The 25,192-nt window shown below is 33.4% G+C and carries 19 protein-coding genes; 9 read left to right on the forward strand and 10 right to left on the reverse strand.

Going from position 1 to position 25,192, the window contains the following annotated elements; translation table 11 throughout:
- Positions 1 to 225: 225 nt before the first annotated feature.
- The 4 genes from VLC96_RS17025 to VLC96_RS17040 form a co-directional block, all read right to left on the reverse strand.
- Positions 226 to 1,239, reverse strand: a complete 1,014-nt coding sequence (locus VLC96_RS17025) for an alpha/beta fold hydrolase (protein WP_325264847.1) — start codon at positions 1,237 to 1,239, stop codon at positions 226 to 228.
- A gap of 51 nt (positions 1,240 to 1,290) precedes the next feature.
- Positions 1,291 to 2,091, reverse strand: a complete 801-nt coding sequence (locus VLC96_RS17030; RefSeq protein ID WP_325264849.1) for an alpha/beta hydrolase — start codon at positions 2,089 to 2,091, stop codon at positions 1,291 to 1,293.
- A 474-nt stretch (positions 2,092 to 2,565) separates the two neighbouring features.
- Positions 2,566 to 3,120, reverse strand: coding sequence for a dihydrofolate reductase family protein (locus tag VLC96_RS17035; protein ID WP_325264850.1), 555 nt, complete (start codon positions 3,118 to 3,120; stop codon positions 2,566 to 2,568).
- A gap of 196 nt (positions 3,121 to 3,316) precedes the next feature.
- Positions 3,317 to 3,703 carry a hypothetical protein gene (locus VLC96_RS17040; protein ID WP_325264851.1) on the reverse strand — a complete coding sequence of 129 codons (387 nt, stop codon included), beginning with the start codon at positions 3,701 to 3,703 and terminating at the stop codon, positions 3,317 to 3,319.
- Between the two features lie 235 nt (positions 3,704 to 3,938).
- Between VLC96_RS17040 and VLC96_RS17045 the strand changes: the two genes are divergently transcribed.
- The 5 genes from VLC96_RS17045 (at position 3,939) to VLC96_RS17065 (ending at position 9,049) form a co-directional block, all read left to right on the forward strand.
- Complete coding sequence (locus tag VLC96_RS17045; RefSeq protein WP_325264852.1) at positions 3,939 to 4,478, forward strand: lipocalin family protein; 540 nt, start codon at positions 3,939 to 3,941, stop codon at positions 4,476 to 4,478.
- 53 nt (positions 4,479 to 4,531) lie between these two features.
- A complete protein-coding gene (locus VLC96_RS17050; RefSeq protein ID WP_325264854.1) occupies positions 4,532 to 6,682 on the forward strand; it encodes a catalase in 2,151 nt (716 codons plus the stop codon).
- 498 nt (positions 6,683 to 7,180) lie between these two features.
- Positions 7,181 to 8,005: a M48 family metallopeptidase gene (locus VLC96_RS17055; protein WP_325264856.1), complete on the forward strand. Its 825-nt coding sequence runs from the start codon at positions 7,181 to 7,183 to the stop codon at positions 8,003 to 8,005.
- A 201-nt stretch (positions 8,006 to 8,206) separates the two neighbouring features.
- Positions 8,207 to 8,335 carry a hypothetical protein gene (locus VLC96_RS17060; RefSeq protein ID WP_325264858.1) on the forward strand — a complete coding sequence of 43 codons (129 nt, stop codon included), beginning with the start codon at positions 8,207 to 8,209 and terminating at the stop codon, positions 8,333 to 8,335.
- Positions 8,336 to 8,428: 93 nt separating this feature from the next.
- Positions 8,429 to 9,049 (forward strand): hypothetical protein, encoded by a 621-nt coding sequence (locus VLC96_RS17065; protein WP_325264860.1) that lies wholly within the window; start codon positions 8,429 to 8,431, stop codon positions 9,047 to 9,049.
- Positions 9,050 to 9,125: 76 nt separating this feature from the next.
- Here VLC96_RS17065 and pheT read toward each other — a convergent pair whose 3' ends face one another.
- The 6 genes from pheT to recG form a co-directional block, all read right to left on the reverse strand.
- Positions 9,126 to 11,546 (reverse strand): phenylalanine--tRNA ligase subunit beta, encoded by a 2,421-nt coding sequence (pheT, locus tag VLC96_RS17070; RefSeq protein ID WP_325264862.1) that lies wholly within the window; start codon positions 11,544 to 11,546, stop codon positions 9,126 to 9,128.
- A gap of 177 nt (positions 11,547 to 11,723) precedes the next feature.
- Positions 11,724 to 12,587, reverse strand: coding sequence for a bestrophin family protein (locus VLC96_RS17075; protein ID WP_325264865.1), 864 nt, complete (start codon positions 12,585 to 12,587; stop codon positions 11,724 to 11,726).
- Between the two features lie 20 nt (positions 12,588 to 12,607).
- On the reverse strand, positions 12,608 to 13,918 hold the full coding sequence (locus tag VLC96_RS17080; RefSeq protein WP_325264866.1) for a TolC family protein: 1,311 nt from the start codon (positions 13,916 to 13,918) through the stop codon (positions 12,608 to 12,610).
- Positions 13,919 to 14,049: 131 nt separating this feature from the next.
- On the reverse strand, positions 14,050 to 17,148 hold the full coding sequence (locus tag VLC96_RS17085; RefSeq protein WP_325264868.1) for an efflux RND transporter permease subunit: 3,099 nt from the start codon (positions 17,146 to 17,148) through the stop codon (positions 14,050 to 14,052).
- Between the two features lie 100 nt (positions 17,149 to 17,248).
- The gene (locus VLC96_RS17090) at positions 17,249 to 18,310 is read right to left on the reverse strand and encodes an efflux RND transporter periplasmic adaptor subunit (protein ID WP_325264870.1); all 1,062 of its coding nucleotides are present in this window, start codon (positions 18,308 to 18,310) and stop codon (positions 17,249 to 17,251) included.
- Positions 18,311 to 18,579: 269 nt separating this feature from the next.
- Positions 18,580 to 20,688: an ATP-dependent DNA helicase RecG gene (gene recG / locus VLC96_RS17095; RefSeq protein WP_325264872.1), complete on the reverse strand. Its 2,109-nt coding sequence runs from the start codon at positions 20,686 to 20,688 to the stop codon at positions 18,580 to 18,582.
- A 249-nt stretch (positions 20,689 to 20,937) separates the two neighbouring features.
- Between recG and VLC96_RS17100 the strand changes: the two genes are divergently transcribed.
- From VLC96_RS17100 to VLC96_RS17115, 4 genes are all read left to right on the forward strand, one after another.
- Positions 20,938 to 21,489, forward strand: a complete 552-nt coding sequence (locus VLC96_RS17100) for a DUF1697 domain-containing protein (RefSeq protein WP_325264874.1) — start codon at positions 20,938 to 20,940, stop codon at positions 21,487 to 21,489.
- Positions 21,490 to 21,784: 295 nt separating this feature from the next.
- Positions 21,785 to 22,378: a transposase gene (locus VLC96_RS17105; protein ID WP_325264876.1), complete on the forward strand. Its 594-nt coding sequence runs from the start codon at positions 21,785 to 21,787 to the stop codon at positions 22,376 to 22,378.
- A gap of 1 nt (position 22,379) precedes the next feature.
- On the forward strand, positions 22,380 to 24,443 hold the full coding sequence (locus VLC96_RS17110; RefSeq protein WP_325264877.1) for a M1 family metallopeptidase: 2,064 nt from the start codon (positions 22,380 to 22,382) through the stop codon (positions 24,441 to 24,443).
- A gap of 55 nt (positions 24,444 to 24,498) precedes the next feature.
- Positions 24,499 to 25,146, forward strand: a complete 648-nt coding sequence (locus tag VLC96_RS17115; protein ID WP_325264878.1) for an HAD family hydrolase — start codon at positions 24,499 to 24,501, stop codon at positions 25,144 to 25,146.
- The last annotated feature ends 46 nt before the right edge of the window (positions 25,147 to 25,192 follow it).

Genomic DNA, 25,192 nt, shown 5'->3' on the forward strand with positions numbered 1-25,192 from the left:
GAGACATAGTTTTGCTGTGCTTTCAAAGGTTTTATAGAAGTTGAAAACTTTTACATAGCTATGTTTTCTATAAAAAATGAAATGCCTTTTTAGTGCAAAGTGCCCCGAGCGATAGAGATAGTAAATCAATCTAAGTCTCTATGTGGTTATTTTTTTTCAGAACATAAAGCAAAAAACTTATATGTCCTTATATCAATTATAGGTTCAAAATGAAATTGTTATTTTCTACTTAGCGAGAAAAAAAGAAAGTAAATCTTTTTGAACCTGAGCCGTATTTTCCTGAACCAACCAGTGTCCAGAACCCGCAATTTTCGATTCGCTAACATTTTCGGCAACCAATTTGGAATGATCTTTTAGGAAAGCAGCTGCGAAATATTCTCCGCCCATTGCCAACAATGGCATTTTTAATTTCTTTTTCATAAAAATTAAGTTGTCTTTTCCGTCTTGCGGAAATGCGCCAAACCATTTGAACGTTGCAGTAGTTGCTCCTGCAGTAGAGTAAGCCCTAATAAACTCTGCAGATTCTTCAGCAGTAAAAGGATCTTTTACGTGTCCAACCATTGGCCAGAAATTAGTTAGAAATTCTTTTTCTTTTCCTTTCACAATATCACCTGATGCTGGCCATCCAAAAAAGCCAAACCACCAAGCTGATGCTGAAACTTTAGACCAAACAGGTTCTATTCCAGGTAATAAGGCATCTAGAAGAGCAATTTTAGTTACATTTTCTCCGTATTGAGCAGCATAAGCGTACGCCACCATAAGTCCGATATCATGTCCAACCAAATTGATTTTTTTATAGCCAAGCTGATTCACCAATTCGTGAATATCAGTCGCCATAGTTTTTTTGTCGTAGCCGCTTTCAGGTTTATCAGATTCGCCAACACCTCTCAAATCGGGAGCGATTACGGTAAAATGTTTAGAAAGTTCTGGTAAAAGTCTATTCCACATATACCAATTTTGACCAAAACCATGGATTAATACTAGTGGATCGCCTTTTCCGCCGATTACATAATGAATTTTGATTCCGTTTACAGTTGCAGTTGCGTGTTTAAAATTCTCAGGAGGATTTGCAGGAGCGATTGGAGCAGCTTCTGTTTCTACTGGTTTCACTTCGGTTACAGGAGCTGCTTCTTCTGCTTTTTTATTACAAGATAATAGGGTTACTAATAAAAGTCCGAACGCAAAAAAGCTAAATGTTTTTGTTTTGAAATTGTCGGGATAAAATAAAAGAGTTTTCATAATTTAAATTTTTAGTTAATTGATTAAAATGTTGTTGTTTTTTATAAAATGTTATAGCTCAGAATTGGCGGGTAGCTTTATGATCCAATTGTGTATGTACGTTGCAATTTCCTGCCAGCCAGGTTGTCCCAAGACAAAATGATTTCTTCCTTGGAATACCTTAAATTCTGTGATCGAATTTTTATCACTATATTTTTTATAGTTGGATAAATTCAATGATTCGGGAATTGTATGATCGGTAGATCCAGCAACAAGTAATAAAGGTTTGTGGGGTGCAGTAAAATCTACCTTGGCAACGGCGGTTATGGTGTCCCGAACAATCAATTTCGATTCAGGAATTGCATAAGCACAATAGGCCGTTTCCTGCCATTCCTCAGGCATTCCATTGGTAAAAGCATATTGCCACTGGCTAAAACTCATCAGGAATGTTTTCTTGGTCGAAGTAAAAAAGCCAAGTGGTCCCCAGCCAGCTTTTAGAAATGAAAATTTAAAAGTCATTATTCCTTGTGGAGGAACCGAATGGATCGCAATTGCAGAGGAAACCAAATTGCGTTGCAGCAAAATTTGAGCAACAAGTCCACCAATGGAATGACCGATGACAATTGGTTTCTGAGGTAACTTTTGAACAATGTTCTCAAAATACTGAATCAATTGAGCTAATCGTAAACTAGCAACTTGTGGGTCAGGGTGGCGTTCGCGAAGTACTTGAGCAGGGGCATCTTTGTAGGGCCATGGTGGAGCTGAGGTTTTAAATCCTTTACTTTCAAAAAATGTTGCCCATTCGTCCCAACATTTATTGCTTACAAACGCACCAGTTATAAAAAGAATCGTTGTTGGATTTTCGGTTTGCATAATACATGATTTAGTGTTATGCCAAAGAGTTTTACGAAAATCAAACCAAATAACTAACTATTTGATTTTTAGTTAGTTATATTTTATTGTAAATTTTTAAAAGACTATATTTCGTTGGAAAACGAAATTTAAACGACTGAATATCGTTTTTTATAAGTTTGAATTTCAGGTTGTTAATAGTGATAAGTGATAAAAAAGAAGAGAAAAAAAGGGAGTTGAGTTTTTCTCAGAGATTGGAAACAAACTAAATTTTGTTTTTTTGGGATGAAACTAGCAATATCAAAAGCAGTTATAGTATGCGGTTTGATTAAAGTTTTGGACTTTTTAAGGTTTTAATACATGTTCAATTAGCCATTTTTTATCAATCTTTTTAAAACAACAAGTAAATCGTTTCCAATAATTAATTTTTTGCTGACTTTTCATTGTTACATTCAGTTGGAGGAAACAATATCAAATGCACCATTTTAACTGAAGTTATTCTTTGTCTTGTGGCTCATAATAAAGAACAATTGCACCTGAAACAAGTTCTTTTGTTTTTAAAAGTTTGAGAAGGATTCTGTCGTTTATATTTTTAAATAAAGGCAAACCCTTTCCTAATATTACGGGATGAACACAAAGTTGGTATTCATCAACTAAGTTTAATTTCGTCAAGGTAGCAATTAAACTCGGGCTGCCGATGAAAATGTCTTTACCTGTTTGTTGTCTAAGTTCTAAAATTTCTTCTTTAATGTCTTTAGTTGCTAGTTTTGCGCTTTCCCAATCAATATTTTTCAGCGTATTCGAAAAAACAATTTTTGGAATTTTATCTATCATTACAGCAAAGTCATCTTGTGACTTGTTGCCAGTGGGATTTTTCAATACTGTTCTCCAATATTCCATAAGTTGGTATGTGGTTCTTCCATATAAAATGACTCCTGCCTCGCTTAGCAGTTCACTGTAGTGTTGATGGAGTTGATCATCGGCAATTCCTGCGGTGTGGTCACAAAACCCGTCAAGTGTAATATTGATTGCTGCTATTACTTTTCTCATATGCTCTTTAATTATTTATGAATATCTTTCGTGGCAATGATTAATACTATCTAAAGGTAAATATTTTTTATAAATAGCTGAAAATCAATTGTTTTTAGATTTGATAATCTTCAAAAAATAATTAATTCAAAAAAGCGTAGTTTTATTAACGACGAAATATCGTTGGTAACGTAAATGAAGTAATCTTAGAGAATAATTAATCCTGCTGCTTATTTTCGATTTCTGCAATTACTACTTTTTCTTTTTTAATAGCTTGTCTTAATAAAGCTAAAAGACTCATGTAGATATTGGCTATAAAAACCAAAGCAAATCCAGCAATAATGAAGCCTTTCCAATCGGGTAACAATAATTTGTAATCAGTAATAATCAAGAAAAAAAGGGTCACGTAATGACTGAAACAGTATTCGCAGGTAAATAGGTAAAAGAATTTTCTTTGAATTAAAGTTTTTTTGTTTTGTGAACATTTGACACACCATTCTCTGGCTTCTCTAAAAACTTCTTCGTGTGTAACAGTCCAGCTGATACAAGAAATAGGCACGGCTAGAACAAAAAGCCAAATCAATTGCAAACTTATTTCCATCATAAGAATTCTAGTTTTAAGGTAAGGTTTTTAAAGTTACGCATTACTTCTAAGCATCATCTTATATAATTCATCAAATGTTTTATAGAGTTTCAATAATGGCAATTCTTAAAAGCTAAGATTTAAATATTGTAAGAATTTGAATTAATTCTGTAAAATCAAGCTACGTATTAAGTTCTAGCTTTGGAATTCTTAAAACATTAAATAACAATCATTTAATAAAAAAAATATTTAGTATATGAAAGGCAACAAACTAGTAACTGTTATTTTATTCTTTCTTACTTTTTTAATATTCACTTATTGCAGCACTATTCCCGATGGCGTAACAGCTGTTGCACCATTTGCAAAAGATAAATATTTAGGAAAATGGTATGAAATAGCCCGTTTGGATTTTAAATATGAAAAGGATTTAAATAACACCACGGCAAACTATTCTATCGGTGATGATGGAACAACTATAAAAGTTGTAAATCGTGGCTATAACGAAAAAAAAAAGCAGTGGGAAGAATCTACAGGAAAGGCAAAATTTATTGATAATGAAAAAGTTGCAATGCTAAAGGTGTCGTTTTTCGGACCTTTTTATTCAGGCTATAATGTTATTGCAATCGATCCGGATTATAAATATGCTTTGGTTGCAGGGGAAAGTTTAAAATACTTATGGATTTTGTCCCGCGAGAAAGCAATTCCTAATGATGTTAAAGAAAAATATCTGAAAGTTGCCCAAGAAGTTGGATACGATACCTCAGAATTAATATGGGTTGAACATACGAAGGACTAAAAATGACTATCAATAAAATACATTCACAGTAAACTTTTTAAAAGAATTTAACAATGAAAAATGACAATCTCAATCCAGACAACGCAAAACAGGACGATTTAGAATTGAATAAATCCAATGCCGAAGATCAATTTCTAACCACCAATCAAGGTGTTAAAATTAATGACAATAATAATTCCCTAAAGGCAGGAGAACGAGGACCTTCTTTGTTGGAAGACTTTATTTTAAGAGAAAAAATTACCCATTTTGACCACGAAAGAATTCCAGAAAGAATCGTTCACGCCAGAGGTTCTGCTGCCCACGGTTATTTTGAACTTTATAAACCGTTAGAAAAATATACCAAAGCTGGTTTTTTAAACGATACTTCTATCAAAACTCCTGTTTTTGTTAGATTTTCGACTGTTGCAGGTTCTCGAGGTTCTACAGATTTGGCTCGTGACGTTCGTGGATTTGCAGTTAAGTTTTATACACAAGAAGGAGTGTATGATTTAGTTGGAAATAATATACCTGTATTTTTCATTCAGGATGCGATGAAATTTCCTGATTTAGTTCATGCCGTAAAACCTGAACCACATCACGAAATGCCGCAAGCTGCTTCTGCTCATGATACTTTTTGGGACTTTATTTCGCTTATGCCAGAGTCAATGCACATGATTATGTGGGTTATGAGTGACCGCGCTATTCCAAGAAGTTATCGAATGATGGAAGGTTTTGGTGTTCATACTTTCCGATTTATTAATAAAAACAATGAATCTCATTTTGTAAAATTTCACTGGAAACCAAAATTAGGAACTCATGCTGTAGTTTGGGACGAAGCTCAAAAGATATCTGGTAAAAATTCAGATTTTCATAGACAGGATTTGTGGGAGGCTATCGAATCTGGTAATTTCCCGGAATGGGAACTAGGAGTGCAAATTATTCCGGAAAGTGACGAACATAAATTTGATTTTGATTTACTTGATCCAACTAAAATTGTTCCGGAAGAATTAGTTCCTGTAACGATCATTGGAAAAATAGTTTTGAACAAAAATCCTGATAACTTTTTTGCAGAAACAGAGCAAGTTGCTTTTCATCCGGGACATGTGGTTCCAGGAATTGATTTTACAAATGATCCCTTACTGCAGGGAAGATTATTTTCATACACCGACACTCAATTATCAAGATTAGGAAGCCCAAATTTTCATGAAATTCCTATCAACCGCACTATTGCGCCAATGCACAACAACCAACGCGATGGACATATGCGTCAGGAAATTGCTGTTGGTAGAGTGAGTTACCACCCTAATTCATTAGGTGGTGGTTGTCCTTTCCAAGCCAAAATTGATGAAGGAGGTTTTGCAAGTTATAACGAAAGAATAGATGCGCACAAGGTTAGAGAACGCAGCGAGAGTTTTTCGGATCATTTTGGGCAGGCACGACTTTTTTATAATAGCCAGACTCCAACAGAACAAGAACATATTATTAAAGCGCTTCGTTTTGAATTAGGTAAAGTGGAAACATTTGCCGTTCGTGACAGAATGCTTGGGTTATTGTCAAAAATAGATAAAATTCTGGCAAGCAAAGTAGCAAAAGGTTTAGGAATGACCGTTCCGGGTGAATTAGAAAAACCAATTAATCACGGAGTAGGAGCAGATGATGATCACAGCAAACATGAACCAAAAACGGTAAAACAATCTGTTGAAACATCAGATGCATTGAGTATGTTGAAAAACCCAACGGTTACCAATACAATCGCGACCCGACAAATAGCTTTCTTAGCTGCTGATGGTGTGAGCGAAGCTTCTATCAAATCGATGAGAAAGGCATTGGTAGATGCTGGCGCAGTGGTCAAAATTATAGCACCACATTTAGGAACTATTTTATCTGAAGAAGGAAATGAAATTCATGTAGATCAAAGTTATTTAATTGCATCTTCAGTGTTGTTTGATGGTGCTTTTGTACCTGCCGGAAAAGGAATTTCAGATTTGAAGAAACTAAAAGAGGTAAAAGAATTTATTACAGATTCTTATAAACACTGCAAATTTATCGCTGCAGAGGGTGAAGGTAAAGGTGTTCTTATTTCTATAATTAACAGAGAAGATCATCTTGATAAAGATGGAGGAATACTGATAAGCGACGATGCTGCCAATAATGATTTGGCATCTTCATTTGTTGAAGCTTTAGGTCAACACCGTTTCTGGGAAAGAGAAGCAAATTTGGAATAAGATAATAGTAAATAAATATTTAAAGCAAAGCCAATCAAATTGATTGGCTTTGCTGTTTACGGAATTTTTTATACCTAAAAATGATCAATTGATCTTAATTTAACGCGTTGGGTGAATTATTTTTGAACACATAGAAATATACACTTTATAGTTTTTTTTAAAAGAGCTAGGTAACCGTTTCACTCCTCACATAACAGTCTATGTGACCCGAGACCGAAGGGCGAACTGACGAAGTAAAAATAGTGCTATTTCTATTCATTCTTTTCAGATTAGTTATAAAATCTATGTCTCTATGTGGTTCATTTTTGTTCAAACAGAATTTCACCCAACGGTTAATTTATCAAGTAATAACTTCCTAATCCGTTTTTTTAAATTTAATAATGAAAATCATGATACTTTTTATTTGTATTTTATAAAATAAAAATTTGAATTTTTCGTAAATTTATTACGAGTTTGAAATATTTTTAATAATTATTTTTAATAATTAAAATATAACATATGAAAAAGTATTTGTTAATACTAGGATCCACGGTTTGTATATTAGGATTGATTTATTCTTGTGCCCAAAATCCATTTACTGGAAAAAAGAGTCTCAATTTTGTGTCTAACAGTGAATTGTTTCCATCTTCATTTCAACAATATGATGCTTTCCTCAAAGAAAATAAAGTTATTACAGGTACTCAAGATGCACAACGTGTTGAAAACGTTGGAATAAAAATAAAATCTGCAGCAGAACGTTGGCTAAAGGCTAATGGCTATTCAGACTACCTAAATGGGTATCAATGGGAATATAAATTAGTAGAAAATAAAGAAGTAAACGCTTGGTGTATGCCAGGAGGCAAAATCGTAGTTTATTTTGGGATTTTACCGGTAACTCAAGATGATTCAGGTTTAGCAACAGTTTTGGGACATGAAGTATCACACGCACTTGCCAATCATGGTGCGCAAAGAATGAGTGCTTCCGAATTGCAACAACTTGGAGCAGTGGGAGTCGCTGTTGCAACCGGTGGTAAAAGTGCCGAACAACAACAAATGTGGCAACAATATTATGGAATTGGTTCTGAGGTTGGGGTGATGCTTCCTTTTAGCAGAAGTTTTGAAAATGAAGCGGATAAAATTGGTTTAACCCTCATGGCAATCGCTGGTTATAATCCGGAATCGGCTATAACTTTTTGGCAAAGAATGGCTGCAAATAGTGGCGGCAATAAGCCACCAGAATTTCTAAGCACACACCCTGCTGATGCGACAAGAATTGCAAATTTGAAAAAATTAATTCCAGAAGCTAAAGCTGAAGCTGCAAAATTTGGTGTGGTTTATAAATAGTTGACATATTCTTTATTAAATACTAAGGAGAAAATCTTAATTGACTTTCTCCTTTTTTTTGATCTATGATTTTTAAATTTCATTTATAAAAAAAAATGTGTATCATGCTGTTAATTATGTAATTACAGGTTCTAATTCTATAATATGTTGTATGCCTTTCTGTCTAATTTTGGAATTATTAATCATTAAAATTAAAAAACCATGAGTGCAACAAATGCAAAAGACAGCAAAAAAGCGGACGATAAAAAAACTACAAAAAAAGCCGCTTCTGATAAAAGTTCAGAAAAAGATACTACTAAAGCAGCAAAAAAAACTACTGCTAAAAAGTAATTATAAAATACCCTGGCGGTTCTGCCTCTGGGGTATTAATACTTTCAATTACAATTCAGAAAAAGTCATATATAATAATTAAAAACGAATAACATGGAAGATAATAAAAACCGTAATTATGATCAGGAAAATCGTGATTACACAGATACAAATACTGTAAATGCAGATTTTAAAAAAGATACTAATAATTCAAATTATCAGAAAAATCCTCAGCAATTTGAAGAGTTTTCCAGCGATAGCCAAAACGTTTATGACGATAATAATGATCCAAATAGTAATTCTAATAAAGATCGTCAACTAAACTGGAAAAACGAGTCTGAATTAGACCTAAACAGATCTAATATTAACAATAATTCTGATCCTACTACACCATCGTATAACCCAAATGAAAATTTTGAAAACGGTGACAGAGATGAGTCAAATTATAACGATGATGATGAAATTGATCCTGATGACGAGGATTTGGAAGAAGAAAGCAATCTGGATCAGGCATTTGATGAGACTGACTTAAATGATGAACCAAGTGTTTCAGAGCCTTTCCCAGATGATGAAACCGAAATTGATTATGAAGGAGATGAAGACGATGAAGATGATGATGACTTCGACGAGGATGATTTAGAAGACGAAGATGACGATGAAGAAGATCTTGACGACGACGACGATGATAATGAAAAATCAAATGTTGATGATGATTGGATCAATCGTGAAATTTAATTGCTTTTCAGCTAAATAAAATATCCCAACTCTAGTTTTTAGAATTGGGATATTTTTTATGTATAAAAAAACAATACTATCTTAAACTTGCACCAAGCTCAGTTTCAAAACTTTTTTGCAGTTTATTCATGATTTTGTCAATCTGAGCATCTTCGAGAGTTTTGGTCGCATCCTGAATAATAAAACTCAATGCGTACGATTTTTTGCCTTCTGGTAAATTTTTACCTTCATAAACATCAAACAAATTAATGTCTTTCAATAACGATTTTTCAGTTTGTCTGGCAATGGTATAAATTGCATCGTACGTTACTTCTTGATCTACTAATAGAGCCAAATCTCTTCGCACTTCAGGATATTTTGGAATTTCTGTGAATTTAATTTTACTTGACATTGATTTTAAAACAGTTGCCCAATTAAAATCAGCATAGAAAACTTCTTGTTTGATTCCAAAATGCTTAAGAACTGATTTTTTTACAACTCCAAATTCAACCAAAGTAGCACTTCCTTGGCCAAGCGCAATTCCTTCAGAAAACACATCCGAATTTACCGCTACACTTTTTGTATTAGTAATACCCAATCTTGAAAGTACAGCTTCAATATATCCTTTAAACAAAAAGAAATCTGAAGGTTTTTGAGCATTTGTCCAGCTCTCTTGATTTCTCTGTCCAGTTTGGAATAATGATAAATGCTTCACTTCTTCGTATCCATTAAGGAATTTGTGATATGATTTTCCGAATTCAAATAATTTTAAATCCGAATTTTTACGGTTAATATTATATGAAATAGCTTCTAATCCTGAAAATAATAATGACTGACGCAAAGTTGCCAAATCACTACTCAACGGATTTAACATGGTTACATTATAATCTTCTTTTAATGTTTGTGAAAGCTGAATATAAGATGCTGTTGTCAATGAATTGGCCATCATTTCATTAAATCCTTGAGAATTCAATTGACTTGCAACAATATTCTGAATTTTATAATCTTCGTTTCTTGGAGAATTTGATACAGTCGCATTCAATTTTTTAGAGAATTCAATATTATTATATCCATACACTCTCAAAATTTCCTCTATAACATCAATTTCTCTTTGTACATCAACTCTGTAAGCAGGAATTGTTAATCCTAAACCAGCATCAGAAACACTATTAATTTTTATTTCTAAAGAAGCCAAAATTTGCTTAATAGTATCTTTTGGCAATTGCTGACCAATAATTCTTGAAACATTTTCGAAATTCAGAAACACAGGAAAATCTTCAATTTTCTTTTGATAAATTTCAACGATGTCAGATGTAATTTCACCTCCAGCTACTTCCTGTATCAACAAAGCCGCTCTTTTTAGAGCATATTCTGTAATTGTTGGATCGATTCCTCTTTCAAATCTAAAAGAAGCATCTGTATTCAATTGATGTCTTTTGGCCGATTTGCGGATGCTAACCGGATTGAAATAAGCACTTTCCAGGAAAATAGAAGTTGTTCTTTCTGTAACGCCTGATTTTTTTCCTCCAAAAACACCAGCAATACACAAAGGTCCTTTTTCGTCACAAATCATTAAATCTTCTTCATGTAACGTTCTTTCGATATCGTCCAAAGTAGTAAACTTAGTTCCGGCAGGAAGAGTTTGCACGATAATTTTTCCGTTAATCATTGCAGCATCAAAAGCATGAAGTGGTTGTCCTAAATCATGCAATACATAATTAGTAACGTCAACAATATTATTTTTTGGATTGATTCCAATGGCTTTTAATCTGTTTTTCAACCATTCTGGAGATTCTTTTACTGTAAGTCCTGAAATAGTAACACCACAATATCTTGGTGCTAGTTGAGTATTTTTTACGTCAACATCAATTTTTAAAGTTCTTTTATCAACTCTAAAATTACTTACTGGCGGCGTAATCAATTCAACATTCACTCCAGTCTGAATCAAACCAGCTCTTAAATCGCGTGCAGTACCTAAATGACTCATAGCATCAGCGCGATTAGGTGTCAAACCGATTTCAAAAACTTCGTCATTTTCTATTTTAAAAACTGTTGATGCAGGTGTTCCAGCAGGAATAGACTCTTCCAAGATCATGATTCCGTCATGACTTTCGCCAAGACCCAATTCATCTTCGGCACAAATCATTCCGTGGCTTTCCTGACCGCGAATTTTTCCTTTTTTTATTGTAAATGAATTTCCTTCTTTATCATACAAAACTGTTCCGATGGTTGCTACTGGTACTTTTTGTCCAGCATCAACATTGGTAGCTCCGCAAACAATTTGTACAGGAATACCGTCTCCAAGATCTACTGTAGTAACTTTCAAGCGGTCAGCATCTGGATGTGGCACACAAGTCAATACATGCCCCACAACAATACCTTCTAATCCGCCTTTAATGGATTGATATTTTTCAACAATTTCTACTTCAAGTCCTAAATCAGTAAGTAGTGCTGATGTTTCCTCTGATTTCCAATCTATTTTTATGAACTGTTTTAACCAGTTGTAAGATATTTTCATTTTGCTTTTTTTTCAAGATTGCAAATATAATCAATGTTTCGTGAGGGGCAAAGTTAGTTTGTTGTAAAATTTGAAAAGTAATTAGTGATTAGTGATTGCAGAATGCTCATAGCCCATAGCTCATAGCCCATAGCCCATAGCCCATAGCCCATAGCTCACAGCAGATAGCTGATTAAACTAAATCAATTCCTCAATATGCTTTTTAATATTTTGAGAGATTTTTGTTGTTGGTAAATCATTGTCGTCGTAACCGAAAGGTTCTTCGATTTCTTCAGAAATTAATTCGATACTTGCCAAAACATAAAAGACAAACGATACTACGGGAACAACATAATATCCTAAAGTAAAAACATAAGCATAAGGCAATGTCAATACAAAAAGAAAAATGAATTTTTTTATAAAAGTACTGTAAGAATAGGGGATAGGCGTATTTTTGATCCTTTCACAAGCACCACAAATATCTGTGAAAGATTGAATTTCGCTATTCAAAATAATCAGTTGATCTCCTGTTATTTTATGAGAAATATACAAATCATTAATTTTTTGAAAAAGCATTTTGGCAATTTGATTAGGTCTGTGCTTGTGATGATTTATAACCAAATCTACATCTTCAAATAGCGACATAGTTATTTCCTCATCTTTCAAATGTTTATTTAACATCGATGCATAAGCCGGAATTAATTTTCGGAAATATGCAAAATCCTTTTCGTCTTTTAAAATAACCGAAAGTTTAATGGCTAGATTTCGGCTATTATTAACTAATGATCCCCATAATTTGCGGCCTTCCCACCAACGATCATATGCCGAATTGATTCGATAAGCCAGCAATAAAGAGATTACAAATCCCAATGTAGTATGAATTATTGAAAGGTTTCTAACATGACTGTTTTCTTCGAGTTCAAAATATTCTATTTCCAAATAGGCAATGATACCTGAATAGGCAGCAATTAAAAGTACAAAAGGAAAAAGTTTCCGAAAAGAATCAGCTCGATGAAAAGTAAAAATATAAGTAATCCAAATTCTGGGATTGTATGGTACCATTCTTTTTTTATTAAAAATACTTAAAAATTAAGATTACCAGCTAATTCTCTCAGGGTTATTTCAGATAATTTGGCTTGAAATTGTGCGCTGCTTAAACGAATTCTGGAATTGATATAATTTAATTGTGCGGCTCTAAACTCAACAGATGTAATGGTTCCAATTTTGAATTTTTCAGCTGTTATTTCTAGGTTTTGTCTGGAAATGGCTGTATTATTTTCTTCTAAATCAATTAAATCCAAATTAGTCAAATACACTTGAAAAGCCACTGTCAAATCACTTCTTAACTGAATTAATTGCTGATCAATTGCCAGTTTCGAATTATCAATTTGCATTTTGGCAATCTTCTCATTTCTGTTTTGAGAATTTCCATCGAATAAGTTCATTGAAGCCGAAAAACCATAATTTAAACCACGAGCCGAAGATTGCGAAGTGAAACCAAGACTGGATTTAGAATCATTAAAATTATAACCTGTATTTAATTGAATCGTTGGATAACGTTCCCCTTTGATTTGTTTTAAATCCAATTCGGCTATTCTGTTGTTAATGATTTGCATTATCAATTCAGGATTTTGCTTTTCTGCCAATGTTGTTAATTCATCCAGTTTTAATTGTCGGTCAACATGAATTCCATCGGTAACTTTAAAGTCAGTTTTCAAATCTCGCGCCAACAACTGATTCAGCAGTGTTTTTGCATTAGCATACGTTTGTTTTTCTCTTACTAAATTTCCAAGATCGGTATTCAAATCGACTTGGGCATTTAGAACATCCAGCTTAGAATTTTTTCCGATAGTGTAGCGGTTCTGAGTAAATTCAAGTCTTTTTTTGGAAATAACGATTGTTGAATCTAAGTCAGATAATTTTTGTTGCTCTTGTACCAAATCATAATAGACATTGTTTACGCTACTTATTTTATCCAGAATAGTCAATTTCATCTGAGCTTCGCTCATGTTTTGAAATTCCTTTAATTGATCATATTTGGCAAACATTTTTAAACCGTCAAAAATGGTCCAACCGAGATTTACACCATAATTTAAACTACTATTTTTGGCATTATCCAAAGAGGTTGTAGTTCCATCCTGACGCGTTTGAGATGAATTTTTAATGCCATTATCATCAACGATCGAAGCTGTTGCGCTAGGAAGCATCCCAGCATTTCCAAGAGCCACATTAGTTTCACTAATCTTTAAATTGTTTTTGGAAATTTTTATTTCAAAGTTATTTTCTAAAGCTATTCTTATGGCATCCTCAAGAGTTAATACTTCTTGTGCATTTGTTTTTGCAATGCAAAAGATAAACAGAATTAGAGTTTTTACTATATTTTTAGTTTTCATATGTTATTTTGTTGGCAATTATTTTTTCAAATTACTGCTTATATTTATTCGGAATCAAATAGTATTCAAACTATTTATACTACATTTTGCCTTAGTTTTTTTCCACAGATTATTAAATTCAAATTTAAAATCTACGATTTGCTTTCCTTTTCATATTCATCGATACGATCAAATTCAGGGTAATGTTTTCTGGCCTTAGACCACATCATATAAATCGCAGGAATTACAAAAAGGGTTAATGCTAAAGAAAAAATTGTTCCACCAACGATTACAACTCCCATTCCAATTCTACTGGTCGAGGCTGCTCCTAACGACATTGCAATTGGTAACGCTCCTAAAGCAATAGCCAAACTCGTCATTAAAATTGGGCGTAAACGAGCTTCTGCGGCTTCCATAATAGCTTCGTATTTTGGTTTTCCTTGTTCTCTCAATTGATTCGCAAATTCGACTATCAAAATACCATTCTTGGTTACCAAACCAATGAGCATTACGGTTCCAATCTGGCTAAAAATATTCCAAGTTTGATTAAACAACCAAAGCGAGAATAAAGCTCCTGCAACCGCCATTGGCACGGTCAAAATGATAATAAAAGGATCAATAAAACTTTCAAATTGAGCCGCAAGAATCAGGAAAATCAACAATAAAGCCAGACCAAAAGCGAAAGAAGTATTCGAGCTACTTTCGACAAAATCTCGTGATTCTCCACCTAAATCGGTTGTAAAAGAATCGTCAAGCACTTTGGCCTTAATTTCATTCATTACATCAATACCATCGCTAATACTTTTTCCAGGTGCCAAACCAGCCGAAACTGTAGCAGACATATATCTGTTATTATGATACAATTGTGGCGGATTACTTTGTTCTTCTACCTTGACAACGTTATCCATCTGAATCAATTCACCTTTGTTGTTTTTTACGAACATCGAAGTTAAATCCAATGGTTTGGAACGGTCTTTTTGATCAAATTGACCAATTACCTGGTATTGTTTTCCGTTTTTAATAAAATAACCAAAACGCTGGCCACTTAACGAAAGTTGCAAAGTTTGGGCAATATCCATAATTGATATTCCAAGACTTTCAGCTTTTGCACGGTCAATACTAACGTTGATTTCCGGTTTATTAAATTTTAAATTCACATCAGTAATTGAAAAGACATCACTTTTGTTTACTTCATCCATAAAAACTGGAATTTTTTCGCGAAGTTTTTCAAAGTTTGGAGCTTGAATAATATATTGAATGGGCAAACCACCACGTCTGTTTACTGCAATTGTAGCTTGTTGCAACACTGATGTTTTTGCATCCGGATATTTTTTTGTCCATTTAGATAATTGATCGGCGATATCTTTTTGAGATTTCTTTCTCTGATCAGGTTCTACAAGCGAAAGTCTAACAAAACCAGTATTCGTTGCCGATGCTCCAAAACCTGGAGCAGTAATAACCAAACTTACTTTTTTCTCAGGAATAGAATCATCAACCAATTTTGAAATCTCTTGCATAAAACGATCCGTGTATTCATAAGAAGAACCTTCAGGTGTTGTCATACGCATTGTTACCGAACTACGGTCATCATAAGGCGCTGTTTCTTTTGGAAGAATGGTGAAAAATAAATAAATCAACCCAAAACAAGCGATTAAAATAGGGAAACTAATCCATTTTTTATTCATGAAACGCTGCAAATAATCAGCATAACCGCTATTTAAACTTTGAAAAAATGGCTCAGTTTTAACGTAGAATTTTGATTTTTTCTGTTCGCCACCTTTCATCAAATACGCATTCAACATTGGTGTTAAAGTCAATGACACAAATGCCGAAATTAATACCGCAGCACCGATAACAACCCCAAATTCCCTAAAGAGTCGGCCGACAAAACCTTCTAAGAATATAACCGGTAAAAATACCGCTGCCAACGTAACCGAAATAGAAATTACAGCGTAGAAAATCTCGTTAGAACCTTTGATGGCTGCTTCAATTGGTGTCATTCCTTCTTCCACTTTTTTGAAGATATTTTCGGTCACAACGATTCCATCATCCACCACCAGACCTGTTGCCAATACAATCGCCAAAAGTGTTAATACATTGATGGAAAATCCAAAAAGCCACATAATAAAAAAAGTAGCAATCAACGAAACAGGAATATCAATTAAAGGTCTGAAGGCGATCGCCCAGTCTCTAAAAAACAGGTAAATAATAATGATTACCAAAAGAATTGAAATTCCTAAAGTTTCCGCTACTTCGAGTACCGATTTCTTTACGAAAATCGTATTATCCAAAGCAATATTAAGTTTGATATCCTTTGGTAAATCTCTTTTTAATGCTTCGTACTTTTTATAAAATTCTTTTGAAATATCTAAGTAATTCGCACCAGGCATTGGCACAATTGCCAAACCTATTAATGGTAATCCAGATTGTGTTAGTTGTGTTTCAATATTTTCAGGGCCTAAAGTAGCATTTCCTACATCACTAAAACGAACAATTTTATCTCCATCTGTTCGAATGATAATATTGTTGAATTCTTCAGGTTTTGATAAATTTCCGATTGTTTTTACAGTAAGTTCAGTATTGTTACCAGTCAGTTTTCCAGAAGGCAATTCGACATTTTGAGCATTTAGAGCAGCACGAACTTCGGCAACGGTACAGCCATAAGCAGCGAGTTTTGAAGGATCAATCCACAAACGCATCGCATATCTTTTTTGTCCCCAAATCTGTACGCCACTTACGCCCGGAATGGTTTCTAAACGTTGCGAAATAACATTCTCCGCATAATCACTTAATTCCAAAGAATTTCGGCTATCACTCTGGATCGTCATCGAAATGATAGATTCACTATCAGCATCTGCTTTAGAAACGACAGGTGGTGCGTCTATATCCTGAGGTAAATTTCGGACAGCTTGCGAAACTTTGTCACGAACATCATTTGCAGCACTTTCTAAGTCTTTGTCCAAATTAAATTCGATTGTAATATTACTACTTCCTTGATTACTAGATGAAGTAATATTTCGAATTCCATCGATAGCATTTACGGCTTTCTCAAGAGGTTCAGTGATTTGAGACTCTATAATATCGGCATTGGCTCCTGTGTAATTGGTTCTGATAGAAACCTGTGCAGGGTCAATAGAAGGAAATTCACGAACACCCAAAAAGGTAAAACCCAGGAAACCGAATAAAATAATCAATAGATTCAGTACTATGGTTAAAACAGGTCTTCTTATACTTGTAGTTGATAAACTCATTATGTTTTTTAATTATGAATTATGAGGTATGAATTATGAGTTACTGATTATAATTTTGAATTAGGGCAATGATTTAAACTTATAATTTATAATTCTTAACTTATAACTTTACCTTTACTTTTACAGGAGCATCATTTTTCAAAGACATTACTCCGCTTGTGATTAAAGTGTCTCCAGCTTTCAATCCTGAAAGAATCAAGATAGAAGCATCAGTTCTTGTCGTTGCTTCTACCATTACTTCTTTGGCTTTGCCCATATCAGAAATAAAAACTTTTTTACCTTCCTGAACAGGAACAATCGCTTCTGATGGAACCACAATTGCATCTTTAATTATATCCAACGGTAATTTTACATCGGCAAATGTTCCAGGGAAAAGATTACCATCAACATTATCTGCAATAGAACGAACTTTCAAAGTACGTGTAGCAACTTCAACCTCTGGCTCAATCGCGTATATTTTTGCAGTATATGTTTTGGTAGATCCCGCAACATTAAAATCTATCGTAGTCCCTGATTTTAGTTGAGAAGCATATTTTTCAGGAATAGAAAATGTAATTTTTAATTTTCCTGTATTGACCAATTTTGCCACTAGAACAGCAGGTGTGATGTATGTTCCAGGTGAAATAGAGCGCAATCCAATTTTTCCAGAAAAAGGAGCTTTAACAGCTGTTTTTGAAATCTGTGCTCTGATTAATTGGGTTTGAGCCTGAGCAGATTTATAGTCAGCTCTTGAAATATCAAATTCTTCCTGACTTATGGCTTCTTTTTCGAGTAATAATTTTGCTCTTCTGGCATTTTCAGCGGCCAAACTTTCCTTGGTTACCGCTTGTTGCAACTGAGCTTTTAATTCAATATCATTTACTTTGAATAAAACTTGCCCCTTTTTTACATTCGAACCTTCATTAAAATAAATTCCTTCAACAATTCCCGAAACTTCACTGTGAATTTCAATTTGCTCATTGGCTTCAATAGAACCTGAAAGCGATAAATTATTGTCGAAAGTTTGAGTGTGAACTACAATTCCTGTTACAGTAATTGGCTTGTCTTTTTTGTCTTTGTCTTTTGAATCATTATTTTTTGAACTATTAGAGGTGATCCTGTATCCAATAAATCCAAAAAATCCGAGTAATAATAAGGTGAAGACAATGTGTTTTATTTTCATGAGTATGGGGTATAATTGATGTTGAATATAAATTTTTGTTAAAAAAGGAATACAAATTTAAGTTTTAGATATGTTAAAATTTAAAGAGTTAGTTATTATTTAACGTTTGTACATACAAATATTAATATTTTGCTAAAAATGATTTTAGTTGTAAATTAAGACTTCTAAAATTCAAGAAGGTTTAATGGAGAAAAAAGTTTTTAGTTTCTAAGTGTTCTAAACTTTTTAAAATAAAACTTAGAAATTTAGAATCTCAGCCACTTAGTAACTTAACTAATGTAATTCCAGATGTTTTTCTTTTTGGTCAATTCTATGAAAACTGCTTTAAGAATAGCATTTTCTGGCTTTTGCAAAGGAGCATCGTCCTTGAGAATTTTTATTGCATAATTTCGTGCCAAAAGTAAAATCTCTTTATCCTTAACAATATCTGCAATTTGAAGATTAAGTACGCCACTTTGTTGTGTTCCCATTAAGTCGCCTGGACCGCGAAGTTTCAAATCGACTTCGGCAATTTCGAAGCCATCATTGGTACTAACCATCGTTTCCATTCGGGTTTTACTGTCGCTAGATAATTTATAAGAAGTCATCAAAATACAATAACTCTGATCGGCACCGCGTCCTACACGACCGCGCAATTGATGCAATTGTGACAGTCCAAAACGTTCGGCGCTTTCGATAATCATTACACTTGCGTTTGGCACATTTACACCAACTTCTATAACAGTTGTCGCCACCATAATGTTTGTTTTTCCCTCTGAAAAACGTTTCATTTCGGAATCTTTTTCAGCTGGTTTCATTTTTCCATGAATGATAGAAACTGAATATTGCGGCAATGGGAAATCTCGGGAAATACTTTCATAACCATCCATTAAATCCTTATAATCCATTTTTTCGGATTCCTGAATTAATGGATAAACAATGTAGATTTGTCGGCCTTTAGCAATTTCATCGCGAATAAATTTCCAAACCTTTAATCTATTCGAATCAAAACGATGTACCGTCTGAATAGGTTTTCTTCCCGGAGGTAATTCATCAATAACTGAAATGTCCAAATCTCCATACAAACTCATTGCTAAAGTTCTTGGAATTGGAGTTGCCGTCATCACCAAAATATGAGGCGGAATTGTGTTTTTCTTCCATAATTTAGAACGTTGTTCGACACCAAAACGATGTTGCTCATCAATAACAGCTAATCCTAAATTTTGAAATTGTACTTTGTCTTCCAATAAAGCATGAGTTCCAATAAGGATTTGCAAAGTTCCATTTTGGAGTTCCTCGTGAATGATTCTTCGGGCAGCAATTTTGGTAGAACCTGTGAGTATTTTTATATTGATATTTAAAGACTTTGCCAATTCTGATAAACCTATAAAATGCTGATTTGCCAAAATCTCCGTAGGAGCCATCAAACAAGCCTGAAAACCATTATCCAGAGCCAAAAGCATACTCATAAAAGCAACAATCGTTTTACCAGATCCAACATCTCCTTGCAACAAACGATTCATTTGAGCATTGCTGCCCATATCGGTTCTGATTTCTTTAATCACCCTTTTTTGAGCATTTGTCAATGCAAAAGGAAGATGATTTTGATAAAATTCATTAAAAAACTCACCCACTTTGGCAAAGGGATGTCCTTTTATTTTATGTTTCTGAATCAAATTCTTCGTTATCAATTGCAGTTGAATAAAGAATAATTCTTCAAATTTTAATCGGAATTGGGCTTTCGCTAAAATATCAGCACTTTTAGGAAAATGAATATTGAATAAAGCAGCATTTTTTGGAATTAGCTTCAATTCATTTATCAAATATGAGGGTAAAGTTTCGCTAAATAAGGCTTGCGTTTCCAGAAACAGTTGTTGCATCATTTTGTTTACCACACGATTGGTAATTCCACGATTTGTCAATGTTTCTGTCGAAGGATAAACAGGTTGCATCGCCGAGCGCAAACTTTTTTGATGTTCGCTTAATATCTCAATTTCGGGATGCGCCATGCTGTATTGGCTTCCATATTGGGCACATTTTCCAAAAACGACACACATTTCGTTGAGTTTCAAACTTTCCTTGATCCATTTATGACCCTGAAACCAATTGAGGTCAATTTGTCCAGTTTCGTCCACAAATGTGGCAACTAATCGTTTTTGATTGCGACCAAATTCAACTGTTTTGATATTGATGATTTTTCCAATTATTTGAACTTCGGCTATATTATTTTGCAGTTCATTAATCTTATAATATCGTGTACGATCGATATAGCGATTCGGAAAAAAATTGATTAAATCTCCATACTTAAAAATTCCCAATTCCTTGCGTAGCAATGCACCCCGAGTGGGACCAACGCCTTTAAGGTATTCAATTGGAGTGTCAAGGAGGTTATGGGACATTATATTTAATTAGATAATTGAGGAATTAGAAAATTAGATAATTAAAAATGGCATATTTTAGAATCTATTTGTTTTATTCTATCTTTCTTTCTCTTTTTTAAAAAGCGAAGATAGTTGTTTGTTGGGAAATTTAAAATCAGAGCTTTTAATAAAATTAGTAAATCCATTTTGTTTAATGGCGTCAATTTTAAAAATGACATTGAAATTCATTCTAGACTCAATACTTTTGTAATTATAAAACATTTAAAAATGACAACACATCTCGCACTTCTTCGTGGTATAAACGTTTCAGGTCACAACATGATGAAAATGGAGGCGCTGAAAACCACATTGGAAAATATTGGTTTTCAAAACGTCCAAACCTATATTCAATCAGGGAATGTTTTTGTGGATACCGATGAAGAAAATGCTGCTGCAGTTGGTTTTAAAATCAAACAAGAAATTTTTAAAACTTTTGGACATGAAGTTCCAGTTGTGGTTATTGGCAAAGCTGATCTGGAAAATTGCTTAAGAAACAATCTTTTTTTAAAAGAAAAAGATATCGACATGAAAAAAATATATGTTGCTTTTGTTTCAATTCCGTTGAAAAGTGAAAGCATCAACGATTTAAAAATGAGTCAGGTAAAACCTGATCAAGCCCATATTGATGAAAATAGAATTTACATTAAATATGACGTCGGTGCAGGGAAGACCAAATTTGACCAAAAATATATTGAGAAAAAACTAAATGTCACTGCTACTATCAGAAATTGGAATACCGTGACTCAGTTGCTTAAAATGTATGAGGAGAGAATACAATAATTAAAGACTTCAAAGCTCCGTAGTTATTAAATTACGGAGCTCTTTAATTTTTTTTTGATATCAAATCACAATACCAAAATCCGTAATCAGTAAAAGGTATTCGATATTAAATAAGTAGAGACGCACTGCAGTGCGTCTCTACAACGCGTCTCTACAATACAACGCGTGTCCACAACGCGTTTTTACACCCTCCATATTACGGTATGTTTATTTATAAAATTACAATTATACCTACAAATTTACCATGATTTGTTTCATAAACCTTTGTAACTTTGGATAAACTGTAAATTTTAAAATGGCTTTATTCAAAAATAAGTATCGAACTGAATCTCATAGATTGAAAAATTGGGATTATTCCAGTCAATCCATATATTTTATTACACTTGTTACTCAAAATAGAAAATGCCTTTTCGGTTCTATCAAAAACAATCAGATGGTTTTAAATGATAATGGTAAAATAATTGAAAATGAATTATTAAAATCGATTGAAATTCGTGAACGTTGGTTTTTTCATAATTGGGTTATTATGCCAAATCACATTCATTTATTGGTTGAAATATTGGAATTATCAACAAAAAATAACGTAGAGACGCATAATGTAGAGACGCACAACGTAGAGACGCACTGCAGTGCGTCTCTACAGCAACAATTATCCCCGAAAAATATATTATCCCGTAAACCAAATTCTATTTCTTCATTTGTTGGAATATTTAAATCGGTAACTACTAAACAAATAAATTCATTATTGAATGCAGATAATTCAGACTCCATTTGGCAATCTAATTATCATGATCATATTGTTAGAAACTACAATACATTTGATAAAATTTATTATTATATTAAAAACAATCCAAAAAATTGGGATTCAGATTCCATTAATCCACATTAGAATGAAATACCTTTTCCTCTTTGTAACTACATTTATTTTTGCGCAACAAACCAAGTCGGTAGATTTTAAAACCGTTATTGGAAATCTCTCCATAAACCCAGATAATAAAAGCATTTCAGGAACGGTAACCTACACTTTTGAAGTCTTAAAACCAATTGATACGATCAAAATTGACGCGCAAAACATGACGTTTTCAGCATTAGAATTGAATGCCAAAAAAATACAATTTGAAACTAACGGCAAAGAATTGCTTTTAATCTATCCGTTCCAAAAAGGGAAAAATACAGTTCAGTTTTCATATGAAGCAAAACCCAAACAAACCATGTATTTTGTTGGTTCTGAACCTACGGATAATCTTCAGATTTGGACACAAGGTCAAGGAAAGTACACCAGTCATTGGTTTCCGAGCTTTGATGATGTCAATGAGAAAGTGATTTTCAATATGAATATTGCTTTTGATTCAAAATATCAAGTCATTTCGAATGGAGTTTTAAAAAGCAAAACAGTAGATAAAAATACAACTCGTTGGAATTATCAAATGCACAAACCAATGAGTTCTTATTTATTGATGGTTGGCATTGGAAAACTTGAAAAAAGCACTTTAAAATCTAAATCAGGAATTCCATTAGAATTGTATTTAAATCCAAAAGACAATAGCAAACAAGAACCAACATACCGCTATTCAAAGGAAATATTTGATTTTCTGGAAAAAGAAATAGGAGTGAAGTACCCTTGGGAAATTTATCGACAAATACCGGTTTCTGAATTTCTATATGCAGGAATGGAGAATACAACTTCAACATTATTTACTACTCGCTATGTTGTTGATTCCATTGGGTTTGAAGACCGAAGTTATACTAATGTCAATGCACATGAGCTGGGACATCAGTGGTTTGGAGATTTAATTACCGCACAAAGCGGAAAAGACCATTGGTTGCAGGAAGGGTTTGCTACTTATTATGCTTTGCTTGCCGAAAGATCAATCTATGGCGATGATTATTTTTATTCCAAATTATACGAATCATCGTTACAACTAAAACAAGCTTCCAAAACTGATACAATTCCGGTGCTAAATCCTAAAGCTAGTTCTTTGTCGTTTTACCAAAAAGGAGCTTGGGCATTGCATGTTCTTCGAGAAGGAATTGGCGAGAAAGCTTTTAGAAAAGCAGTGAAAAATTATCTTTTAAAATATTCTTATCAAAATGTGACTACCCAAAATTTCTTTGATGAAATAAAGAAGGTTTCGCATTATGATTTGGAAAATTTCAGTAAAATATGGCTTGAATCTCCAGCGTTTAACAGTGAGATTGCGAATGAATTATTAGCCAAAAATGATGCGATGAAAGTTCAGTTGGAAGTGGCAAAACTCAGAAACAAACCGTTAGCAGAAAAATTTACTTTCTTCGAAAAAACATTACAATCAAATGTGCATTTTTCAGTAAAAGAGTCCATTGTAGGGCAACTTTTTAAAGAAAAATTCGAAGATAAAAAACAATTATTACACTTGGCATTGCAAACGCAAAATATTCAGGTGCGACAAGCAGTTGCAAGTACTTTGCAAAAAATACCAGAAGAATTTAGAACCGAATATGAAACATTACTTGATGACAAATCCTATCAAACTCAGGAAATAGCACTTTATGTTTTATGGAATAATTTTCCAGTTAAAAGAAACGATTATTTAGAAAAAACAAAAAACTGGATTGGGTTTAATGATTTTAATTTGCGAATTCTATGGTTGTCATTAGCAGTCTCTACACCAGAATATGGTAGCAATAAGCAAATCTATTACCAAGAATTACTGGATTATTCTTCTCCCAAATATGAAGCTACAACAAGACAAAACGCCTTAGAATATCTACTGAATTTCAAGATCATCAACGAAGCTGTTTTGAAAAATTTAGTTAATGCTACAACGCATCATATGTGGCAGTTTTCTAAATTTGGCAGAGATAACATTCGTGTTTTGATTAAAAATCCAGAAACCAGAAATAATTTTCAGACTATTTTGCCAAGTTTAAATGACAAAGAAAAATTCCAACTGGAACGATTATTGAAAGAATAAATTTTTTAAAAATACTTTTGAAAATACAGTTTCAAAAGTTAATTATTTACAGCAAATGAAATACAAAGCCATTATTTTTGACTTAGACGGAACCTTAATAAATTCACTCGAAGACATTGCCGATGCAATGAATAAAGTTCTAATAGACAATGATTATCCAACCCACAATTACGAAAGTTATAATTATTTTATTGGGAATGGTCTCCGAAAATTAGTTACCAGAGCGTTGCCAGAAAATAGGAGAAACGAGGAAGAAATAGACCGTTGTTATGAATTAATGATGGATTATTATGGAGAGAATTGCATTCAAAAAACGAAACCTTATACAGGAATTCAAGCACTTTTGGATGAGTTGAATCTAAAAAGCATTCCAATGAATGTTTTATCTAATAAGTCAGATGTGTTGACTAAGAAAATAACCGAATCGATATTTCCCGAATATTTTAATCTGGTGGTTGGTCTGACTTCCGAAGAGTTCAAAAAACCTAATCCATTCACCGCAATTCAAATGAGTGAACAATTGAATTGTACGCCGTCAGAGATTATTTTTGTTGGCGATAGCGGTATTGATATGCAAACTGCCACTCAGGCCGGAATGTATGCCGTTGGCGTTTCTTGGGGTTACAGACCAAAAGACGAATTATTTTCTGAAGGAGCAAAATTCTTTCTGAATGAACCTTCGGATTTGATGGAACTTTTTTAAAATTAAGTTTCTTAAAAAGTACATTTCACAAAAAAAACTTCGAAAA

It is taken from the genome of Flavobacterium sp. (assembly GCF_035456085.1).
Classification (GTDB): Bacteria; Bacteroidota; Bacteroidia; order Flavobacteriales; family Flavobacteriaceae; genus Flavobacterium.